This is a genomic window from Pseudomonas sp. MWU12-2020 (genome assembly GCF_023100605.1).
Lineage (GTDB): Bacteria > Pseudomonadota > Gammaproteobacteria > Pseudomonadales > Pseudomonadaceae > Aquipseudomonas > Aquipseudomonas fluorescens_H.
On record NZ_JALMEX010000010.1, the window covers coordinates 43,889 to 65,076 of the forward strand.

Annotated in this window: 16 protein-coding genes and 2 pseudogenes; 11 read left to right on the top strand and 7 right to left on the bottom strand. The window is 62.2% G+C overall.

The window, feature by feature from the left end; all coding sequences use genetic code 11:
* Window positions 1–91 precede the first annotated feature (91 nt).
* From M0814_RS21100 to M0814_RS21130, 7 genes and pseudogenes are all read right to left on the bottom strand, one after another.
* Window positions 92–1,516 carry a gamma-aminobutyraldehyde dehydrogenase gene (locus tag M0814_RS21100; RefSeq protein WP_103485377.1) on the bottom strand — a complete coding sequence of 475 codons (1,425 nt, stop codon included), beginning with the start codon at window positions 1,514–1,516 and terminating at the stop codon, window positions 92–94.
* 164 nt (window positions 1,517–1,680) lie between these two features.
* On the bottom strand, window positions 1,681–2,490 hold the full coding sequence (locus tag M0814_RS21105) for an ABC transporter permease (protein ID WP_003222021.1): 810 nt from the start codon (window positions 2,488–2,490) through the stop codon (window positions 1,681–1,683).
* Window positions 2,480–3,415, bottom strand: a complete 936-nt coding sequence (locus M0814_RS21110; RefSeq protein WP_045122310.1) for an ABC transporter permease — start codon at window positions 3,413–3,415, stop codon at window positions 2,480–2,482. Before M0814_RS21110 ends, M0814_RS21105 begins: the two co-directional genes overlap by 11 nt.
* A 1-nt stretch (window position 3,416) precedes the next feature.
* Window positions 3,417–4,454 (bottom strand): ABC transporter ATP-binding protein, encoded by a 1,038-nt coding sequence (locus tag M0814_RS21115; RefSeq protein WP_003222026.1) that lies wholly within the window; start codon window positions 4,452–4,454, stop codon window positions 3,417–3,419.
* 251 nt (window positions 4,455–4,705) lie between these two features.
* Window positions 4,706–5,863: a putative ABC transporter substrate-binding protein YdcS gene (ydcS, locus tag M0814_RS21120; protein ID WP_103485378.1), complete on the bottom strand. Its 1,158-nt coding sequence runs from the start codon at window positions 5,861–5,863 to the stop codon at window positions 4,706–4,708.
* Between the two features lie 85 nt (window positions 5,864–5,948).
* On the bottom strand, window positions 5,949–7,406 hold the full coding sequence (locus tag M0814_RS21125) for a gamma-aminobutyraldehyde dehydrogenase (protein ID WP_103485379.1): 1,458 nt from the start codon (window positions 7,404–7,406) through the stop codon (window positions 5,949–5,951).
* 130 nt (window positions 7,407–7,536) lie between these two features.
* Window positions 7,537–8,450: pseudogene (locus tag M0814_RS21130) on the bottom strand (LysR family transcriptional regulator).
* A 177-nt stretch (window positions 8,451–8,627) separates the two neighbouring features.
* Here M0814_RS21130 and M0814_RS21135 point away from each other — a divergent pair.
* The 11 genes and pseudogenes from M0814_RS21135 to lysS all read left to right on the top strand — a co-directional run bounded on the left by M0814_RS21135 (window position 8,628) and on the right by lysS (window position 21,098).
* Window positions 8,628–9,350 carry a tellurite resistance TerB family protein gene (locus M0814_RS21135; protein ID WP_103485381.1) on the top strand — a complete coding sequence of 241 codons (723 nt, stop codon included), beginning with the start codon at window positions 8,628–8,630 and terminating at the stop codon, window positions 9,348–9,350.
* Between the two features lie 366 nt (window positions 9,351–9,716).
* Window positions 9,717–11,339, top strand: a complete 1,623-nt coding sequence (locus tag M0814_RS21140; protein ID WP_003222034.1) for a methyl-accepting chemotaxis protein — start codon at window positions 9,717–9,719, stop codon at window positions 11,337–11,339.
* Complete coding sequence (locus M0814_RS21145; RefSeq protein ID WP_103485382.1) at window positions 11,339–11,857, top strand: chemotaxis protein CheW; 519 nt, start codon at window positions 11,339–11,341, stop codon at window positions 11,855–11,857. Before M0814_RS21140 ends, M0814_RS21145 begins: the two co-directional genes overlap by 1 nt.
* A complete protein-coding gene (locus tag M0814_RS21150; protein WP_103485383.1) occupies window positions 11,854–13,128 on the top strand; it encodes a protein-glutamate O-methyltransferase CheR in 1,275 nt (424 codons plus the stop codon). Before M0814_RS21145 ends, M0814_RS21150 begins: the two co-directional genes overlap by 4 nt.
* Window positions 13,125–13,820: a chemotaxis protein CheW gene (locus M0814_RS21155; RefSeq protein WP_003222039.1), complete on the top strand. Its 696-nt coding sequence runs from the start codon at window positions 13,125–13,127 to the stop codon at window positions 13,818–13,820. Before M0814_RS21150 ends, M0814_RS21155 begins: the two co-directional genes overlap by 4 nt.
* Window positions 13,817–16,105 (top strand): hybrid sensor histidine kinase/response regulator, encoded by a 2,289-nt coding sequence (locus tag M0814_RS21160; RefSeq protein WP_103485384.1) that lies wholly within the window; start codon window positions 13,817–13,819, stop codon window positions 16,103–16,105. The genes M0814_RS21155 and M0814_RS21160 overlap by 4 nt, the downstream gene beginning before the upstream one ends.
* Window positions 16,102–17,112, top strand: coding sequence for a chemotaxis response regulator protein-glutamate methylesterase (locus M0814_RS21165; RefSeq protein ID WP_103485385.1), 1,011 nt, complete (start codon window positions 16,102–16,104; stop codon window positions 17,110–17,112). Before M0814_RS21160 ends, M0814_RS21165 begins: the two co-directional genes overlap by 4 nt.
* 48 nt (window positions 17,113–17,160) lie before the next feature.
* The gene (locus M0814_RS21170) at window positions 17,161–18,162 is read left to right on the top strand and encodes a PleD family two-component system response regulator (protein ID WP_003222045.1); all 1,002 of its coding nucleotides are present in this window, start codon (window positions 17,161–17,163) and stop codon (window positions 18,160–18,162) included.
* Between the two features lie 15 nt (window positions 18,163–18,177).
* Window positions 18,178–18,267: pseudogene (locus tag M0814_RS29190) on the top strand (metal ABC transporter ATP-binding protein); the annotation flags it as partial.
* A gap of 121 nt (window positions 18,268–18,388) precedes the next feature.
* Window positions 18,389–19,484, top strand: a protein-coding gene (gene prfB, locus M0814_RS21180; RefSeq protein ID WP_103485386.1) for a peptide chain release factor 2 whose coding sequence is annotated in 2 segments (ribosomal slippage) — window positions 18,389–18,460 and window positions 18,462–19,484 — 1,095 coding nt in all. Because the reading frame shifts where the segments join, the coding sequence is not laid out codon by codon here.
* A 111-nt stretch (window positions 19,485–19,595) separates the two neighbouring features.
* On the top strand, window positions 19,596–21,098 hold the full coding sequence (lysS, locus tag M0814_RS21185) for a lysine--tRNA ligase (RefSeq protein WP_103485387.1): 1,503 nt from the start codon (window positions 19,596–19,598) through the stop codon (window positions 21,096–21,098).
* The last annotated feature ends 90 nt before the right edge of the window (window positions 21,099–21,188 follow it).

Below are 21,188 nucleotides of genomic sequence, written 5' to 3' on the forward strand. Positions count from 1 at the left end.
CGAGGTGACGCCTTCGCGAGCAGGCTCGCTCCCACAGGTGGAACGCATTTCAATTAATGTGGGAGCGAGCCTGCTCGCGAAGCTTTTGACCTTAGTGCTTGAACATCACATGCCGAACCGTGGTGTAGTCCTCCAGTCCGAACATGGACATGTCCTTGCCATAGCCGGACAATTTCTGACCGCCATGCGGCATTTCGCTGACCAGCATGAAGTGCGTGTTGACCCAGGTGCAGCCGTACTGCAACCGCGCGGACAAGCGATGCGCGCGTCCGACATCCGCCGTCCATACCGAGGAGGCGAGGCCGTAGTCCGAATCGTTGGCCCACTCCAGCGCCTGCGCTTCATCGGTGAATTTGGTCACCGAGACCACCGGCCCGAACACTTCGCGGCGAACGATCTCGTCATCCTGTTGCGCGTCGGCCAGCACCGTCGGTTCGAAGAAGAACCCGTTGCCTTCTACAGCCTTGCCGCCGGTGATCAAGCGAATGTGCGACTGCGCTACGGCACGTTCGACGAATGCGGCGACGCGGTCGCGATGTTGCGCGGTGATCAGCGGCCCCAGTTCGGTCGACGGATCATCCTGCAAGCCGTACTTGATGCTGCTGACCGCTGCGCCGAGCTTCTCGACGAACTGGTCGTAGATGCCTTGCTGCGCGTAGATCCGGCACGCGGCGGTGCAGTCCTGCCCGGCGTTGTAGAAACCGAACGTACGAATGCCTTCAACCGCCGCATCGATGTCGGCGTCGTCAAAGATGATCACCGGCGCCTTGCCGCCCAGTTCCATGTGCATGCGTTTCACGCTGTCGGCGGTGCTGGAAATGATGTTCGAGCCAGTGGCGATGGAGCCGGTCAGCGAGACCATGCGCACTTTCGGGTGAGTCACCAGCGGGCTGCCGACGCTAGGACCGCGACCAAACACCAGATTGAGTACACCGGCCGGGAAGATTTCCGACGCCAGTTCGGCCAGACGCAACGCGGTCAGCGGGGTCTGTTCCGACGGCTTGAGCACCACCGTATTACCGGCGGCGAGGGCCGGAGCGATTTTCCAGGCGACCATCATCAGCGGGTAGTTCCACGGCGCGATGGAGGCGATCACGCCCACCGGGTCGCGGCGGATCATCGAGGTGTGGCCGGGCAGGTATTCGCCACCGGCCGAACCGCTCATGCAACGGCTGGCGCCGGCGAAGAAACGGAACACATCGGCAATCGCCGGGATCTCGTCGTTCAGTGCGGCGCTGTAGGGTTTGCCGCAGTTGTCGGATTCGAGTTTCGCCAGTTCCTCGCCATGGGCTTCGATGGCGTCGGCGAGTTTGAGCAGCAGCAGCGAACGGTCTTTCGGGGTGGTTTGCGACCACTCGGCGAAGGCGTTATCGGCGGCGCGCACGGCGGCGTCGACCTGGGCCTCGGAGGCTTCGTTGATTTCCACGAGCACGCTGCCGAGCGCCGGGTTGAGCACCGGTTGGGCTGGGCCTTCGCCGTTGACCAGGTGGCCATTGATCAAGAGTCTGGTTTGCATTTCATTGTCCTCGCTAACACTTTTATTGTTCTGGCCGAATTGAGAAACCTGTGGGAGCGAGCTTGCTCGCGAAGGCGGTGTGTCAGCCGACATCAATGTTGGATGTCATGGCCCCTTCGCGAGCAAGCTCGCTCCCACAGGGGATCTAGGTGTCTGTCAGATATTCATTTCCCGCCGCTACCGGCGACGCTCTCGCCACCCCGGGTCAGGTAATACGCGCCAAGAATCGGCAGCATGGTCACCATCATCACCAGCATGGCAACCACGTTGGTCACCGGTACATCCCGTGGGCGGCTGAGTTGATTGAGCAGCCACAACGGCAACGTGCGCTCATGCCCGGCGGTGAACGTGGTGACGATGATTTCGTCGAACGACAGCGCAAACGCCAGCATGCCGCCGGCCAGCAAGGCCGAGCCGAGGTTCGGCAGGATGATGTAGCGGAAGGTCTGCCAGCCGTCGGCGCCGAGGTCCATCGAGGCTTCGATCAGGCTGTGCGACGTGCGGCGCAGGCGGGCGATGACGTTGTTGTAAACGATCACCACACAGAAGGTCGCGTGGCCGACGATGATGGTGAACATCCCCGGCTCGATCCCCAGCGTCTTGAACGTCGCCAGCAGCGCGATCCCGGTGATGATCCCCGGCAGGGCGATCGGCAAAATCAGCATCAGCGAAATGCCCTGTTTGCCGAAGAAATCGCGGCGGTACAACGCGGCTGAAGCCAGCGTGCCGAGCACCATCGCGATCAACGTGGCGATGGCGGCAATCTGCAGCGAGAGCTTGATCGCCTCCAGCACATCCGGCCGTGAAAACGCCACGCTGAACCAGTGCAGGGTGAAGCCCTTCGGCGGAAAGCTGAACGCGGCTTCCTCGGTGTTGAAGGCGTAAAGGAAGATGATCAGGATCGGGAAGTGCAGGAACACCAGCCCGCCCCAGGCGGCGATGCGCAGACCCAGTGAAGCGCGCTCAGAGTGCATCGAAGGCCCCCAGACGTTTGACGATGGACAGGTAAACCGCGATCAACACAATCGGCACCAACGTGAACGCCGCGGCCATCGGCATGTTGCCGATCGCACCTTGCTGCGCGTAGACCATGCTGCCGACGAAGTAGCCCGGCGGGCCCACCAGTTGCGGCACGATGAAATCGCCCAGGGTCAGCGAAAACGTGAAGATCGAACCGGCAGCAATCCCCGGGATCGACAACGGCAAAATCACCTGCATGAAGGTCTGGCGCGGCTTGGCGCCGAGGTCGGCGGAGGCCTGCAGCAGTGACGGCGGCAGACGTTCCAGCGAGGCCTGAATCGGCAGGATCATGAACGGCAGCCAGATGTAGACGAACACCATGAAGCGCCCCAGATGCGAGGTCGACAAGGTACTGCCGCCGACGCCGGGAATGCCGAGGATGAACTGCAACACCGGCTCCAGTCCCAGATGCTGGACGAACCATTGCGCGACGCCGCCCTTGGCCAGCAGCAGCGTCCACGCGTAGGCCTTGACGATGTAACTGGCCCACATCGGCATCATCACCGCGATGTAGAAAAACGCCTTGGTCTTGCCCGTGGTGTAGCGCGCCATGTAGTAGGCAATCGGGAACGCGACGATGGCGCTGGCGATCGACACGACGATGGCCATGCTCAGCGTACGCAGGATGATGTCGAAGTTCGACGGCTGGAACAGCGCGGCAAAATTCGCCAGTGTGAGGTCAGGGGTGACCGCCATGGTGAAGTCGTCGAAGGTGTAGAAACCTTGCCACAACAGCACCAGCAACGAGCCGAGGTAGATCGCGCCGAACCACAGCAACGGCGGCACCAGCAGCAGCGACAGATAAAGATTCGGCTTGCGATAGAGCAGGTTGGAAAACCGCCGCAACGGCGGTGCCTGGGTCATTGCGAGCGTGCTCATGTCAGACCCCGCTCGCGACGGTGTCATGCAGCGGGATCATCGCTTCCCGCGCCCAGCGTGCGCTCAGGCGCTGGCCGGTCTGGTGCTGCGCGCTGCTGTCGCACCACTGATTGTTGGCGTGGCTGATGCTCAGGGTCTGGCCGTTTTCCAACGTCAGTTCATAGCGCGTGGCGCTGCCCTGATACTGGATGTCGTGGAGCAGACCACTGACTTCGATTTCATGGCTGGCGAGCGGCCCTTCGGCGAAACGCACGTGCTCGGGGCGAATCGAAAATGGCTGCGGATGGCCGCTGAGCTGGCGCGCCAGATCGCCGCGAATCACGTTCGAGGTGCCGACGAATTCGGCGACGAAGGTGGTGGTCGGTTTCATGTACAGATTGCGCGGGGTGTCGACCTGTTCGATGCGGCCCTTATTGAACACCGCCACGCGGTCGGACATCGACAGTGCTTCGGTCTGGTCGTGGGTGACGAAGATGAAGGTGATGCCGAGCTGGCGTTGCAGCTTCTTCAGTTCGCTCTGCATCTGCTCGCGCAATTTCAGGTCGAGGGCACCCAATGGCTCATCAAGCAACAGCACGCGCGGGCGATTGACCAGGGCGCGGGCGAGGGCGACACGCTGGCGCTGACCGCCGGACAACTGCACCGGTTTGCGTGCGCCGTAGCCACCGAGGGCGACCATGTCCAACGCCTCTTCGGCGCGCTTGTGGCGCTCGGTTTTGCTCACGCCTTTGACCTTCAAGCCATAGGCGACGTTGTCCAGCACGTTCATGTGCGGGAACAGCGCGTAATCCTGGAAGACGGTGTTTACATCGCGTTGATACGGCGGCAGACCGGCGGCTTCGGCGCCGTGAATGCGGATCGAGCCGGCACTCGGTTGTTCGAAACCGGCGATCAGGCGCAGGCAGGTGGTCTTGCCCGAGCCGGAAGGGCCGAGCATGGAAAAGAACTCGCCGTCCTGGATATCGATGGAAACCCGGTCAACGGCCTTCACTTCGCCGAACTGCCGGGAAACGTTGGTGAACTGGACTGCAAGCGTCATGGTGCGGTGCTCCAAAAAGGCGCGGGCCGTCGCAGCGGCCCTGCCTGGACTTCTGAAAAAGCTGAAACATCTAACGGTGAATGCGATCCGCTTTTAGCGCCCTCTCCCTCCGGGAGAGGGCGGGGGGTGAGGGTGGCCTCATTGGCCGTCGCCCTTCAATCAAGAGCAAAGTCAAAAGCCACCCCCTCACCCCAGCCCTCTCCCCCAGGGGGGAGAGGGGGAAAGGGAGTTAGACCAAGTTGCTCTCGGGCTTACCTGCCGCCCATGATCGCGATGTAGTCCTGAGTCCAGCGGCTATAAGGCACGAACTTGCCGCCCTCGGCCTGCGGGGTTTTCCAGAAGGCGATCTTGTCGAACTGGTCGAAGCCATTGGTCTTGCAACCCTCGGCGCCGAGCAGTTCGCTCTCCTTGCACGCCGCCGGCACTGCTGGCAGGGAACCAAACCACGCCGCCACATCACCCTGGACTTTCGGCTGCAACGACCAGTCCATCCACTTGTACGCGCAGTTCGGATGCTTGGCTTCGGCGTGCAGCATGGTGGTGTCGGCCCAACCGGTGGCGCCTTCTTTCGGAATGGTCGAAGCGATCGGCTGTTTCTCGTTGATCAGGCCGTTGACCTGATACGGCCACGCGCTCGACGCCACCACACCTTCGTTCTTGAAGTCGCTCATCTGAACGGTGGTGTCATGCCAGTAGCGGTGAATCAACGGCTGCTGCGCGCGCAACAGATCGAGCACGGCTTTGTACTGCACTTCGGTCAGTTGATACGGATCCTTGATCCCCAATTCAGGCTTGGCGGTTTTCAGGTACAGCGCCGCGTCGGCGATGTAGATCGGGCCGTCATAGGCCTGCACGCGGCCCTTGTTCGGCTTGCCGTCGGGGAAATTCTGCGCGTCGAACAACACGTTCCAGCTGGTCGGCGGCGTCTTGAACACGTTGGTGTTGTACATCAGCACGTTCGGGCCCCACTGATACGGGGTGCCGTAGGTCTGGTTGTTGACCACGTACCACGGCGCATCTTTCAGACGTGGGTCGAGGGTTTTCCAGTTCGGGATCAACGCGGTGTTGATCGGTTGCACGCGTTTGCCGACGATCAGGCGCAACGATGCATCACCGGACGCGGTGACCAGGTCGTAACCGCCCTTGGCCATCAGGCTGACCATCTCGTCGGAGGTGGCAGCGGTCTTGACGTTGACCTTGCAGCCGGTTTCCTTCTCGAAACCGCTCACCCAGTCGTAGGCCTTGTCGCTTTCGCCACGTTCGATGTAGCCCGGCCAGGCCACGATATCCAACTGACCTTCGCCGGCGCCGGCGCCGACAGCCTTCAGCGGCTCGGCCGCTTGCAGGCTGGCGCTGGCCAGCAAGGCTGTGGTGATTGCACTGAATAGTGCGGTCTTGTGCACGAACATGGTTGAACCCTCTTCTTTAAATTATGGTCGGGGCAGTTGTGAACGCGGTGAAGCCATGCCGTTTTGCGGCTTGTTATTAGCGTAGTCAGAGATGCTGGCCGTGGCGGGCCATGATGTGCCGCACCACGCTGTAGTCCTGCAACGAATCACTGGATAAGTCTTTGCCGTAACCCGAACGTTTCAGCCCGCCGTGGGGCATTTCGCTGACCAGCATGAAGTGGCTGTTGATCCAGGTGCAGCCGTACTGCAAACGGGCGGCGACCTGCATCGCCTTGTCCAGATTCTGCGTCCACACCGACGACGCGAGGCCGTATTCGGAGTCGTTGGCCCAGTCCACCGCTTGCGCGAGTTCGTCGAAGCGGGTCACGGTGACCACCGGGCCGAACACTTCGCGCTGGACGATTTCATCAGTCTGTTTGCAACCGGCCAGCAACGTCGGCTGGTAGAAGAACCCGGCGCCGGAATGCACCGCCGCGCCAGTCACGCGCTCGATGTGCGGCTGGCCGAGGGCGCGTTCGACGAAACTGGCCACGCGGTCGCGCTGGCGGGTGCTGATCAGCGGGCCGATCTCGTTGTCGGCATCGCGCTTGCCGGCGAAGCGCAGGCTGCTGACCGCTGCGCCGAGTTCGGCGACCAGTTTGTCGTGAATGCCTGTTTGCGCGTAGATCCGGCACGCGGCGGTGCAGTCCTGCCCGGCGTTGTAGTAACCGTAGGTGCGCACGCCGTCGACCACCGCTTGAATATCCGCGTCGTTGCAGACGATCACCGGGGCCTTGCCGCCGAGTTCAAGGTGTGTGCGTTTGAGGGTTTTCGCTGCAGCCTGGAGAATCTTCTGCCCGGTGACGATATCGCCGGTCAGCGAGACCATGCGCACCTTGGCGTGCCCGACCAGATGGCTGCCGACGCCTTCACCGCCGCCGCAGATGATGTTGATCACCCCGCGCGGCAGGATCTCGGCGAGTGCTGGCGCCAGTGCGAGGATCGACAGCGGCGTGTGTTCGGATGGCTTGAACACCAGGGTGTTGCCGGCGGCGAGGGCCGGGGCGATTTTCCACGCGGCCATCATGATCGGGTAGTTCCACGGCGCAATCGACGCCACGACGCCAATCGGATCGCGGCGCACCATGCTGGTGTAGCCCGGCAGGTATTCACCGCTGAGCTGACCGGTCTGGCAGCGCACGGCGCCGGCAAAGAAGCGGAACACGTCGACGGTGGCGGTCAGATCGTCCTGCCGCGCGAGGTGCAGCGGCTTGCCGCAGTTCAAGGATTCGAGGCGGGCGAGGTAGTCGGCGTGTTTTTCCACCGCGCTGGCGATGTCCAGCAGCAGGTTCGAGCGTTGTTGCGGCGTGGTGCGTGACCATTCGGCAAAGGCGCGGTGGGCGGCGAGGATCGCAGTTTCGACCTGCTCAGTGCTGGCCTCGGCGATGTGGGTGAGGATTTCACCGCTGGCCGGGTTGAGGATCGGTTCGACAAAACCTTGCCCGGCGACCAGTTCGCCGTCGATCAATAACGCGGTACACATCGGGGTCTGCACGCCAGCCATTTTCCGCGATCTCTTTTCTTGTGTGGTCATTGTTGCTCCCGTGCCCGGGAGCCGACCGTCTTATAGATGCTGCAAGACTAGTGCGCGGCTCCGAGGTCGACAAATTCTAAATACTGAAGGTGGCATTCGATTAAATAGATGGCTTGCGTCCGCCGTGCGGTTGTTCGCGGGCCACAGTCAAAACGGGTCGACCAGAGCGGGGCGTGCAGTACCGCGGCGCCAGGCCAGACCGACATCGAGGGTCTGGTTGAGGTCGGCAATCGGCCGCGCTTCGATGATGTCGCCCTCCAGTGACCACGGGCGGTAAGTCATGTCCGGTTGAATCGATACGCCCAGACCTGCTGCGACAAGGCTTCGCACGGCTTCGGTCGATGCCGTGCGCAGGGTGATCTTCGGTTGCAGCCCGGCGCCGCGCCACAGTCGCTGGGCATTGCGATCCATTTCATCAACATTCAGTTGAATCAGCGGTTCGCGAGCGACGTCGGCGAGGTTGATGCTGTCGTGTTCCAGCAATGGATGCTGGGCCGGCAGCCACAGACGGTGCGGCGAGTGGGTCAGCACTTCGGTCTGCAGGGCGTGACGGTCTTCGAGGTTGGAGAGGATCAGTACGCCAACATCGATTTCGCCGCTGACCAGCAAATGCTCGATGTACGGCCGCTCGTCCTCCATCACGCGGATCTCGACGTTGGGGTAGGCGCGCTGAAAACGGGTGAGCAGATCGGCGAGGTAGTAACCGGCGACCAGACTGGTCACCCCGACGATCAACTGCCCGGCAACTTGATCGGTGCTTTGTTGCAGGCTGCGCTTGGCGTTATCCACCGTGGCCAGAATCAGGTGCGCCTGCCGCAGGAATTGATGGCCCTGGTGAGTCAGGGTCATGCCCTTGGCGTGGCGGCTGAACAGGCTGACGCCGATTTCCTCTTCCAGTTGCTGGATCGCCAGGGTCAACGTCGATTGGGAAATGAACGCGGTTTGCGCCGCCGCGGAAATCGAGCCGGTCTCGGCCACCGCAATGAAGTGACGGATTTGACGCAGGGTCATCATGAGCAGGGTACCCGGTGGGCGGCTTTTATAGATTGGCTGGAGTGTATATCTATTTTCACGAAGGGCTGCTGCAGGCGGAGCAACATCTGGAAGCACACTTGCAGGCCGGGCCGGGGCACTTTCGAACTAGGCTGAGGGCCTGATAGATCCGGATAACCCCTGTTTTGGAGGCGGAACATGAACACCCGTGGATTGCTCGATCAACTTCTCAAGTCTGGCCAGGATCTGTTGCAGAACAAGGCCGGTGGCGCGCAGAACAAACCCGCTGCTGGCGGACTGGGCGGTTTGCTGGGTGGATCTTCAGGCTCCGGTGCGCTGGGCGGCCTGCTCTCGGGGGCAGGCGGTGGCGCGTTGGCTGCCGGGGCCATGGGCCTGCTGCTCGGCAGCAAAAAGGCGCGAAAGGTCGGCGGCAAAGTTGCGGTCTACGGTGGCCTCGCTGCCCTTGGTGTGCTGGCCTATAAGGCTTACGGCAACTGGAACGCGCAAAAAGGCACCGCGCCACAAAACGAACCGCAGACGCTGGATCGACTGCCACCCGCGCAAGCCGAGCAGCACAGCCAGGCGATTCTCAAAGCACTGGTCGCCGCCGCCAAGGCTGACGGCCACATTGATGACCGTGAGCGCCAGTTGATCGAAGGCGAGTTCACCAAACTCGACAACGATCAGGAACTGCAACACTGGCTGCACGCCGAACTCAACAAACCCCTCGACCCAGCCGATGTCGCCCGCGCCGCCAGTACGCCGGAAATGGCCGCGGAGATGTACATCGCCAGTGTGATGCTGGTGGATGAGGAAAGCTTTATGGAAAAGGCCTATCTGGAAGAGTTGGCGAAGCAACTGAAGCTGGAGCCGGGGTTGAAGGTAGAGCTGGAGAAACAGGTACGACAGGCGTCGCTATAGAACTACCTGAACACGGTACTCATGTAGGAGCTGCGGCACGCTGCGATCTTTTGATGTTGGCTTTAAAAATCAAAAGATCGCAGCGTGCCGCAGCTCCTACAAGGTTTTGGACTGGACGCCGAAATGTGTAGGAGTGAGCCTGCTCGCGATTGCGTTTCCAGCCTCACAACAACAGCAATGGCCGATCCATCGCCCCTTTTTGCCATTCCATCGCTGGCACGCCAGCCCGGGATTGTCGGACAGTCCCACCCCAGAGCCTTCCCGCGAACCACGTCGGGCCGGCCCGAGGGTTAAAAAGCGTCTTATAAATGAAACACCGCCCTCGGCTATACTCCCCGCATTTCGACTTAGGCACGAGGACTCACTGTGAAGAACTGGACGTTGCGCCAACGCATTTTGGCGAGCTTTGCGGTGATTATCGCCATCATGTTGCTGATGGTCGTTGTTTCGTATTCACGCTTGCTGAAGATCGAAGCCAGTGAAAGCAGTGTGCGTGACGACGCGGTGCCCGGCGTCTATTACAGCTCGATGATTCGTGGCGCCTGGGTCGACAGCTATCTGCAGACCCAGGAACTGCTCGGCCTCAAGGAAGGGCAGGGCATCAGCAGCGAAGACGCAGCGGACTACAAGGCATTCGAGACGCGCCTGCAAGAGCAGATGGCCAACTACCGCAACACCGTCACCACCGATGAAGACCGGGTGGAGTTCGCCGCGTTCGAGAAAGACCACGACGTCTACATGCAGATCCAGGATCAGGTGCTCGACTTGCACAAGCGCAACCTGGAAGCCGAAGCGGTCAAGCTGTTCACCGAGAAGCTGACCCCGGCGTGGTACACCGGCCGCATGAAACTCAATGACATCATCGGCGAGAACAAGAAGGTTGCCGATCAGGCCATGGCCAACATCGACGAAGCTGTGGCAGCGGCCAAGGTCAGCATGTTCGTCTCGCTGCTGGTGGCGGTGCTGGCGGCCGGTGCCTGCGGTCTGCTGCTGATGCGCGCGATCATGGCGCCGATGAACCGCATCGTGAAGATCCTCGAAATCATGCGTACCGGCGACCTGAGCAGCCGTCTGAACCTCGACCGCAAAGACGAGTTTGGCGCGGTGGAAACCGGCTTCAACGACATGATGACCGAGCTGACTTCGCTGGTGTCCCAGGCCCAGCGCTCCTCTGTGCAGGTGACCACCTCGGTGACCGAAATCGCTGCCACCTCCAAGCAGCAACAGGCCACCGCTACCGAAACTGCGGCCACCACCACCGAGATCGGCGCGACCTCGCGGGAGATCGCCGCTACCTCGCGGGATCTGGTGCGCACCATGACCGAAGTGTCCACCGCTGCCGATCAGGCCTCGGTGCTCGCCGGTTCCGGCCAGCAAGGTCTGGCGCGGATGGAAGACACCATGCACTCGGTGATGGGCGCGGCCGATCTGGTCAACGCCAAACTGGCGATCCTCAACGAGAAGGCCGGCAACATCAATCAGGTGGTGGTGACCATCGTAAAAGTCGCCGACCAGACCAACCTGCTGTCGCTCAACGCTGCCATTGAGGCAGAGAAGGCCGGTGAGTACGGTCGCGGTTTTGCCGTGGTCGCCACCGAAGTGCGGCGTCTGGCGGATCAGACCGCCGTCGCCACTTACGACATCGAACAAATGGTTCGCGAGATCCAGTCGGCGGTGTCCGCCGGCGTGATGGGCATGGACAAGTTCTCCGAAGAAGTGCGCCGTGGCATGTCCGAAGTGCAGCAGGTCGGCGAGCAGCTGTCGCAGATCATCCATCAAGTGCAGGCGCTGGCGCCGCGGGTGTTGATGGTCAACGAAGGCATGCAGGCCCAGGCCACCGGTGCCGAGCAGATCAACCACGCGCTGGTGCAGTTGGGCGATGCCAGCAGCCAGACTGTCGAGTCGTTGCGTCAGGCCAGTTTCGCCATTGACGAACTGAGCCAGGTGGCCGTCGGGCTGCGCAGCGGCGTTTCGCGATTCAAAGTCTGATGAGTGAAATCACCGCCAAACGCAGCGCTGCGCCAGTGGCGAAGCAGGCGTTGTTCCTGCTGTTTCGCATCGGCAACGAACGTTACGCCTTGCGCGCCACCGAGGTGGCGGAAGTGCTGCCGCGCCTGCCGTTGAAGCCGATTGCCCAGGCACCGGACTGGGTCGCCGGGGTGTTCGCCTATCGCGCTACGGTGGTACCGGCGCTCGACCTCAGTGCGCTGACCTTCGGCCAGCCTGCCGAGGCGCGCACCAGTACGCGGCTGGTGCTGGTGCATTACCGTCCGGATGAACGGCAGCCGTCGCGCTGGCTCGGGCTGATCCTTGAGCAGGCGACCGATACCCTGCGCTGCAACCCCGAAGACTTCCAGCCGTATGGTCTGGACAATCGCCAGGCGCCGTACCTCGGCCCGGTGCGCGAAGATGCCCAGGGACTGGTGCAGTGGGTGCGGGTCAACGACTTGCTGGATGACGCGGTGCGCAGCCTGCTGTTTCCGGCGCCGCTTGAGGCGCAGTCATGAGCAGCGACCAGCGTTTTTTCGATTTCCTCAAGGAACGCATCGGTCTGGATGTCACCTCGGTGGGCCCGGCGATCATCGAGCGGGCGGTGCGTCAGCGCACCACGCTTTCGCAAGCGGCGCACAGCGATGAGTACTGGCAACTGCTGCAAGGCTCGCGTGACGAGCAGCAAGCGCTGATCGAAGCGGTGATCGTCCCCGAAACCTGGTTTTTCCGTTACCCGGAATCCTTCGCCACGCTTGGCAAGCTGGCGCGCAAGCGTCTGGATGCATTGAACAACATGCGCGCGCTGCGCATCCTCAGCTTGCCGTGCTCGACCGGCGAGGAGCCCTATTCGATTGCCATGGCTTTGCTCGATGCCGGTCTCAAACCGCATCAGTTCAAGGTCGACGGCATGGACGTCAGCCCGCTGTCGGTGGACAAGGCGCGGCGGGCTCTTTACGGCAAGAACTCGTTTCGTGGTCAGGATCTGGACTATCGCGAGCGTCATTTCACCGCCGAGCCGGAGGGGCATCGGGTCAACGAAGCGGTGCGCGAGCAGGTGCGCCTGCAGGCCGGCAATGTGCTGGATCCGACGCTGCTGGCGGGCGAGCCACCGTTCGATTTCGTGTTCTGCCGCAACCTGTTGATCTATTTCGATCAGCCGACCCAGAAGCAAGTCTTCGAAGTGCTCAAGCGCCTGACTCACGTCGATGGCGTGCTGTTCATCGGCCCGGCCGAAGGCAGTCTGCTCGGGCGCCTGGGCATGCGTTCGATCGGCATTCCGCAGTCGTTCGGCTTCAGTCGGCACAATGATCCGCTGCCGGAGCCGGTGTCATTGCCGACCCCCACGCCACTGCCCGTGCGCCAACCGTTGCGCAGTCCGCCGCCGCCACCGCCGGTGCGTCCGCGGCCGTTTGCCAGCGTTGCACCGTTGCCCGTCAACAGCAAAAGTGCCCACCCGGACGCGGCGACCTTGCTCGCCAACATCGCTGCGCTGGCTAACGAAGGCAAGAGTGCCGAAGCCCGCGCGGCATGTGAGCAGTATCTGCGCAGTCACGAACCGGTGGCCCAGGTGTTCTACTGGCTCGGCCTGCTCAGCGACGTTGCCGGCGCCGCCCTCGAAGCCCAGAGTTATTACCGCAAGGCCTTGTACCTTGAACCGCAACACCCCGAAGCGTTGATGCACCTGGCTGCCTTGCTGCAGGCCCAGGGTGACAGCGCCGGTGCCAGACGATTGCAGGAACGCGCCGCCCGCAGCGGCCGCACCGCCGACAGTGAGCGTAAACGATGATCCCGTCCGACACCTTGAACGTCACCCACGAAGACGCCCGGGCCATCGATGATTGCTGGAACCGTATCGGTATTCATGGCGACAAGTCGTGCCCGTTGCTGGCCGAACATATTCATTGCCGCAACTGCGCGGTGTATTCCGCCGCCGCCACCCGTCTGCTCGACCGCTATGCGTTGCAGCAGGACGAGCGCGATCCGGTCGCTGTGGCGGTTGAAACCGATGTGAAAACCCGTTCGCTGCTGATGTTCCGCCTCGGCGAGGAATGGCTGGGACTGGCCACCCGCACTCTGGTGGAGGTGGCGCCGCTGCAGGCGATTCACTCGTTGCCGCATCAGCGTTCGCGGGCCTTGCTTGGCGTGGCGAACGTGCGCGGGGCGTTGGTCGCCTGCCTGTCGCTGGTCGAACTGCTCGATCTGGACGGCAACGCCGCACCGGCCAGCGGCGCGCGGATCATGCCGCGCATGCTGATCATCGCCGCCCACGGCGGGCCAGTGGTGGTGCCGGTGGACGAAGTTGACGGCATCCACGCCATCGACGAAAAAATTCTCGACGCCGCGTCGCGTGCCGGCGGTGAACACCACAGTACGGCCAGCGCCAAATACACCCGTGGTGTCCTGCAATTTCGGGGGCGCAGCCTGCGTTGGCTGGATGAAGAACAGCTGCTGTCCGCCGTGACCCGGAGCCTCACATGACCCCCGAGCAAATGCGCGACGCCTCGCTGCTGGAGCTGTTCGGTCTCGAAGCCGAAGCCCAGACCCAGGTGCTCAGCAGCGGGCTGCTGGCGCTGGAGCGCAATCCGACCCAGGCCGATTATCTGGAATCGTGCATGCGCGCGGCGCACTCGCTCAAGGGCGCGGCGCGCATCGTCGGCATCGACAGCGGCGTCAGCGTCGCCCACGTGATGGAAGATTGCCTGGTCAGCGCTCAGGAAGGGCGGCTGTTGCTGCGCCCCGAACACATCGATGCGTTGTTGCAGGGCACCGATCTGTTGATGCGTATCGCCACGCCGGCCAATGCCCCGCAAGCGCCGGACATCGAAGCGTATGTGGCGTTGATGGGGCGCCTGCTTGACCCTTCGGCACCGCCCGCAGTGGCGCCGCCGCCGATGGCCGAGTTGCAGATGCAGGCGCCAACGCCGACTCCGATTGAGCCTCCAGCGACAGTGATCGATACACCGCTGGAAGCGTCCGATTCGGCTCCGCGCAAGAGCAAACGCACCACCGAAGGTGGCGAGCGGGTGCTGCGGGTTACCGCCGAACGCCTGAACAGCCTGCTCGACCTGTCGAGTAAATCGCTGGTCGAAACCCAGCGCCTCAAACCGCATCTGGCGACCATGCAGCGTCTCAAACGCATGCAGAATAATGGCCTGCGGGCACTGGAAAGCCTCAACGTGCATCTCAAGGAACATGCGCTGAGCCTCGAAGCCCAGGAAGCCCTGGAAGATGCCCGACGCTTGCTGGCCGAGTCTCAGCAATTGCTCGCGGAAAAGAACGCCGAGCTCGACGAGTTCGCCTGGCAAGCCAGCCAGCGCGCACAAGTGCTCTACGACACCGCGCTGGCCTGCCGCATGCGCCCGTTTGCCGACGTGCTCACCGGGCAGGTGCGCATGGTCCGGGATCTGGGGCGCAGCCTTGGCAAACAGGTGCGGCTGGAGATCGAGGGCGAGAAGACCCAAGTCGATCGCGACGTATTGGAAAAACTCGAAGCGCCGCTGACTCATTTGTTGCGCAACGCGGTCGATCACGGCATCGAAACCCCGGAACAACGCCTGCTCAAAGGCAAGTCCGAAGAAGGCCTGATCCGCCTGCGCGCCTCGCATCAGGCTGGTTTGCTGGTGCTGGAATTGAGCGATGACGGCAATGGCGTCGATCTGGAAAAGGTCCGCCGCAGCATCGTCGAACGTCAGCTTTCGCCCGCCGAAACGGCGGCGCAGTTGAGCGAAGACGAGCTGCTGACATTCCTGTTTCTGCCGGGCTTCAGCCTGCGCGACACGGTCACCGAAGTGTCTGGACGTGGCGTCGGTCTTGATGCGGTGCAGCACATGGTGCGGCAGTTGCGCGGCGCGGTGGTGCTGGAGCAGACGGCAGGCGAGGGCAGCCGCTTTCATCTGGAAGTGCCGCTGACCCTGTCGGTGGTGCGCAGTCTGGTGGTGGAAGTCGGCGAAGAGGCCTACGCCTTTCCGCTGGCGCACATCGAGCGCATGTGCGATCTGCAGCCACAGGACATCGTGCAGATCGAGGGGCGCCAGCATTTCTGGCACGAAGGCCGGCACGTCGGACTGGTCGCCGCCAGCCAGTTGTTGAACCGTCCGGCCAGTCAGAGCAGCAGCGAAACCCTCAAGGTCGTGGTGATCCGCGAGCGCGATGCGGTCTACGGCGTGGCGGTCGAGCGTTTTGTCGGCGAGCGCACGTTGGTGGTGCTGCCGCTGGATGAGCGGCTGGGCAAGGTTCAGGACATTTCCGCCGGGGCGTTGCTCGACGACGGTTCGGTGGTGCTGATCGTCGATGTCGAGGACATGCTGCGGTCGGTGGACAAACTGCTCAATACCGGGCGTCTGGAACGTATCGCCCGCTATGGCAATCAGGCCGCCGAAGTGGCGCGCAAGCGGATTCTGGTGGTCGACGACTCGCTGACCGTGCGCGAGCTGCAACGCAAGCTGCTGCTCAATCGCGGCTACGACGTGGCGGTGGCGGTAGACGGCATGGACGGCTGGAACGCCTTGCGTTCGGAGGACTTCGATTTGCTGATCACCGACATCGACATGCCGCGCATGGACGGCATCGAGCTGGTCACCCTGTTACGCCGCGACAACCGTCTGCAATCGCTGCCGGTGATGGTGGTCTCGTACAAGGATCGTGAAGAGGACCGGCGTCGTGGACTGGATGCCGGCGCCGACTATTATTTAGCCAAGGCCAGTTTTCATGACGACGCCCTGCTTGATGCAGTGGTTGAGCTCATTGGAGGAGCGCGGGCATGAAAATCGCAATCGTCAACGATATGCCCCTGGCGGTGGAGGCACTGCGCCGTGCGCTGGCCTTCGAGCCGGCGCATCAGGTGATCTGGGTCGCCAGAGATGGCGCCGAGGCGGTGCAACTGTGCGCCGAAAACACTCCGGATCTGATCCTGATGGACCTGATCATGCCGGTGATGGATGGCGTCGAGGCTACCCGGCGGATCATGGCCGAAACCCCGTGCGCCATCGTCATCGTCACGGTCGACCGCCAGCAGAACGTGCACCGGGTCTTCGAAGCCATGGGCCATGGCGCGCTGGACGTGGTCGATACCCCAGCCATTGGTGCGGGGAACGCGCAGGAAGCGGCGGCGCCGTTGCTGCGCAAGATCCTCAACATTGGCTGGCTGATCGGCGAGAAAACCCCGCGCTCGCGCCCGGTGCCGACGCCCCACCGCAGTTCGGCGTCGTGCAAGCGGCTGGTGGCGATCGGCTCGTCCGCCGGCGGACCGGCAGCGCTGGAAGTGTTGCTCAAGGGCCTGCCGCGCAATTTCTCGGCGGCCATCGTGCTGGTGCAGCACGTTGACCAGGTGTTTGCTGCCGGCATGGCCGAATGGCTGGCCAGCGCCAGCGGCCTCGATGTACGCCTGGCCCGCGAAGGCGAGCCGCCGCAGGCTGGCGCGGTGCTGCTGGCCGGCACCAACCACCATATTCGCTTATTGAAAAACGGCACGCTGGCCTACACCGCCGAGCCGGTCAATGAGATCTACCGACCTTCGATCGACGTGTTTTTCGAAAGTGTCGCCAGTTATTGGAACGGCGATGCGATCGGGGTTTTATTGACCGGAATGGGACGCGACGGGGCGCAAGGGCTTAAGCTCATGCGCCAGCAGGGTTATCTGACCATCGCGCAGGACCAGCAAAGCAGTGCGGTCTACGGCATGCCCAAGGCCGCAGCGGCCATCGATGCTGCCGTCGAAATCCGCCCACTGGAAAAGATAGCGCCACGGTTGCTGGAGGTTTTCCCCAAATGAACAGGCTATTCCGCAATCCTGGCCCCCGCAGTACTCAGGTGACCGCCCATGAATGATTTACAGATCGACGACATTAAAACCGACGAAAACGCCGCCATGGTGTTGTTGGTGGACGATCAGGCGATGATCGGCGAGGCCGTGCGCCGTGGGCTGTCGAATGAAGAGAACATCGACTTCCACTTCTGCTCCGACCCGCACCAGGCCATCGCCCAGGCGGTACGGATCAAACCGACGGTAATCCTGCAGGATCTGGTGATGCCCGGCCTCGACGGCCTGAGCCTAGTGCGCGAGTACCGCAATCACCCGGCGACCAAGGACATCCCGATCATCGTCCTGTCGACCAAGGAAGACCCGCTGATCAAGAGTGCGGCGTTTTCCGCCGGGGCCAACGATTATCTGGTGAAGCTGCCGGACACCATCGAACTGGTGGCGCGCATCCGTTACCACTCGCGCTCCTACATGACCCTGCTGCAGCGGGATGCGGCGTACCGCGCGTTGCGCGTCAGCCAGCAGCAGTTGCTCGACACCAACCTGGTGCTGCAACGGCTGATGAACTCCGACGGCCTGACCGGGCTGTCCAACCGCCGGCACTTCGACGAGTACCTGGAGCTGGAATGGCGCCGTTCGCTGCGCGACCAGAGCCAGTTGTCGCTGCTGATGATCGACGTCGATTACTTCAAGTCCTACAACGACAGCTTTGGCCACGTCGAAGGCGACGAGGCGCTGCGCAAGGTCGCCACAGCGATCCGCGACGCCAGCGCCCGACCGTCGGATCTGCCGGCGCGCTACGGCGGTGAAGAGTTCGCCCTGGTGCTGCCGAACACCTCGCCGGGCGGCGCACGCCTGGTGGCGGAGAAACTGCGTCAGACCGTGGCGGCCTTGAAGATTCCGCACAACACCCCGAGCGAAGGGGCGAGCCTGACCATCAGCATCGGCCTGGCGACCATGGTGCCGCAGTCGGGTAGCGATTGCCGGCTGCTGATTTCGGCGGCGGATCGCGGGTTGTACCTGGCGAAGAACAACGGGCGTAATCAGGTGGGTATCGAATAGGTTCGCAATCCCCCTGTGGGAGCGGGCTTGCTCGCGAATGCGGAGTATCAGTCGACATCGATGCTTAATGACACACCGCCTTCGCGAGCAAGCCCGCTCCCACAGGGGATCTGCGTCAGTCCATGTCAAGTGAATCGTCGTAACAGCCGCCAGACGGGCTGCCGTGACAGCGTGATTACGTTATACTCGCCGGCTTTCAAAAGTTCGCCAACGAGTGCTGCCCGTCATGGAAATCAACCCGATCCTGAACACCATCAAGGACCTGTCCGAGCGCTCCGAAACTATTCGGGGGTATCTTTGACTACGATCAAAAGCATGAGCGTCTGACCGAGGTCAATCGCGAGCTTGAAGATCCGAGTGTCTGGAACAAACCTGAATATGCCCAGGAACTGGGCCGCGAGCGCTCGGCGCTGGCGCAGATCGTCGACACCCTCGACGAACTGAACGGCGGTCTGGCCGATTGCCGCGACCTGCTGGACATGGCTGTCGAAGAAAACGACGAAGGTGCAGTGGGCGATGTCGTCGCCGAACTGGCCCGTCTCGAGGAAAACCTCGCCAAGCTTGAATTCCGCCGCATGTTCAGCCACGAGATGGACCCGAACAACGCCTACCTGGACATTCAGGCCGGCTCCGGCGGCACCGAGGCCCAGGACTGGGCCAACATCCTGCTGCGCATGTACCTGCGCTGGGCGGACAAACGCGGTTTTGACGCGACCATCATGGAACTGTCGGCCGGTGAAGTCGCCGGTATCAAAGGTGCGACCGTGCATATCAAGGGCGAATACGCCTTTGGCTGGCTGCGCACCGAGATCGGCGTGCACCGTCTGGTGCGCAAGAGCCCGTTCGACTCCGGCAACCGTCGCCACACCTCGTTCTCTGCCGTTTTCGTCTCGCCAGAGATCGACGACAAGGTCGAAATCGAAATCAACCCGGCAGACCTGCGGATCGACACCTATCGTTCCTCCGGTGCCGGTGGTCAGCACGTAAACACCACCGACTCGGCCGTACGTATCACCCACGTACCGACCAACACCGTGGTCAGCTGCCAGAACGAACGTTCCCAGCACGCCAACAAGGACACCGCCATGAAAATGCTGCGGGCCAAGTTGTACGAGCAGGAAATGCAGAAGCGCAACGCCGCTTCCCAGGCGCTGGAAGACACCAAGTCGGACATCGGCTGGGGTCACCAGATCCGTTCGTACGTGCTCGACGCGTCGCGGATCAAGGACCTGCGCACCAACATCGAACGCAGCGACTGCGACAAGGTGCTCGACGGCGACATCGACGAATACCTGGAAGCCAGCCTGAAGTCGGGGCTGTAAAAGACGCACACAGGGGCGCTGATGCAACGCGACCCTGTAGGAGCCAGCCCTGCTGGCGATTCCCGGGCCGCCAGGCCCGGGGGCAACGAACCTGATGGAATATCTAAAGACATGAGCGACCAACAACTCGACCCGCAAGCCCTGCAACAGGAAGAAAACTCGCTGATCGCCCTGCGCAAGGAAAAGCTGGCTGCCGAGCGCGCCAAGGGCAACGCCTTCCCGAACGACTTCCGCCGCGAAAACTACTGCGAAGATCTGCAGAAGAAGTACGCGGACAAGACCAAGGAAGAGCTGGCCGAGGCTGCTATCCCGGTCAAGGTTGCCGGTCGCATCATGCTCAACCGTGGCTCGTTCATGGTGATCCAGGACATGACCGGTCGCATCCAGGTCTACGTCAACCGTAAAACCCTGTCCGAAGACATCCTGGCCGCGGTCAAGACCTGGGACATGGGCGACATCATTGCCGCCGAAGGCACCCTGGCGCGTTCCGGCAAGGGCGACCTGTACGTCGAAATGACCAATGTGCGCCTGCTGACCAAGTCGCTGCGCCCGCTGCCGGACAAGCACCACGGCCTGACCGACACCGAACAACGCTACCGTCAGCGTTACGTTGACCTGATCGTCAACGAAGACGTGCGCCAGACCTTCCGCGTACGCTCGCAAGTGATCGCGCACATCCGCAGCTTCCTGATGAAGCGCGACTTCCTCGAAGTCGAAACGCCGATGCTGCAGACCATTCCTGGCGGCGCTGCGGCCAAGCCGTTCGAAACCCACCACAACGCGCTCGACATGGAAATGTTCCTGCGTATCGCGCCTGAGCTGTACCTCAAGCGTCTGGTGGTTGGCGGTTTCGAAAAAGTGTTCGAGATCAACCGCAACTTCCGTAACGAAGGCGTTTCGACGCGTCACAACCCTGAATTCACCATGTTGGAGTTCTACCAGGCTTACGCCGACTACGAAGACAACATGGACCTGACCGAAGAACTGTTCCGCGAACTCGCGCAGCTGGTTCTGGGCAGCACCGACGTGCCGTACGGCGACAAGGTGTTCCACTTCGGCGAGCCGTTTGCCCGTCTGTCGGTGTTCGACTCGATCCTCAAGTACAACCCTGAGCTGACCGCCGATGACCTGAACGACATCGACAAGGCCCGCGCCATCGCCAAGAAGGCCGGCGCCAAGGTGCTGGGCTTCGAGGGTCTGGGCAAGCTGCAGGTGATGATTTTCGAAGAGCTGGTCGAGCACAAGCTGGAGCAGCCGCACTTCATCACTCAGTACCCGTTCGAAGTGTCGCCGCTGGCCCGTCGTAACGACGAGAATCCGAACGTCACCGACCGTTTCGAGCTGTTCATCGGCGGCCGTGAAATCGCCAACGCCTATTCCGAGTTGAACGACGCGGAAGACCAGGCCGAGCGCTTCATGGCGCAGGTGGCCGACAAGGACGCCGGCGACGACGAAGCCATGCACTACGACGCCGATTTCGTGCGCGCGCTGGAGTACGGCATGCCGCCAACGGCCGGTGAAGGTATCGGCATCGACCGCCTGGTGATGTTGCTGACCAACTCGCCATCGATCCGCGATGTGATCCTGTTCCCGCACATGCGACCGCAAGCGTAAACGTTTCAGTTAAAAAGCCGCCTAAAACAGGCGGCTTTTTATTGCCTGTCTGGTACAAATGTATCAATTGGTTAATTTTGCAATAGCAGA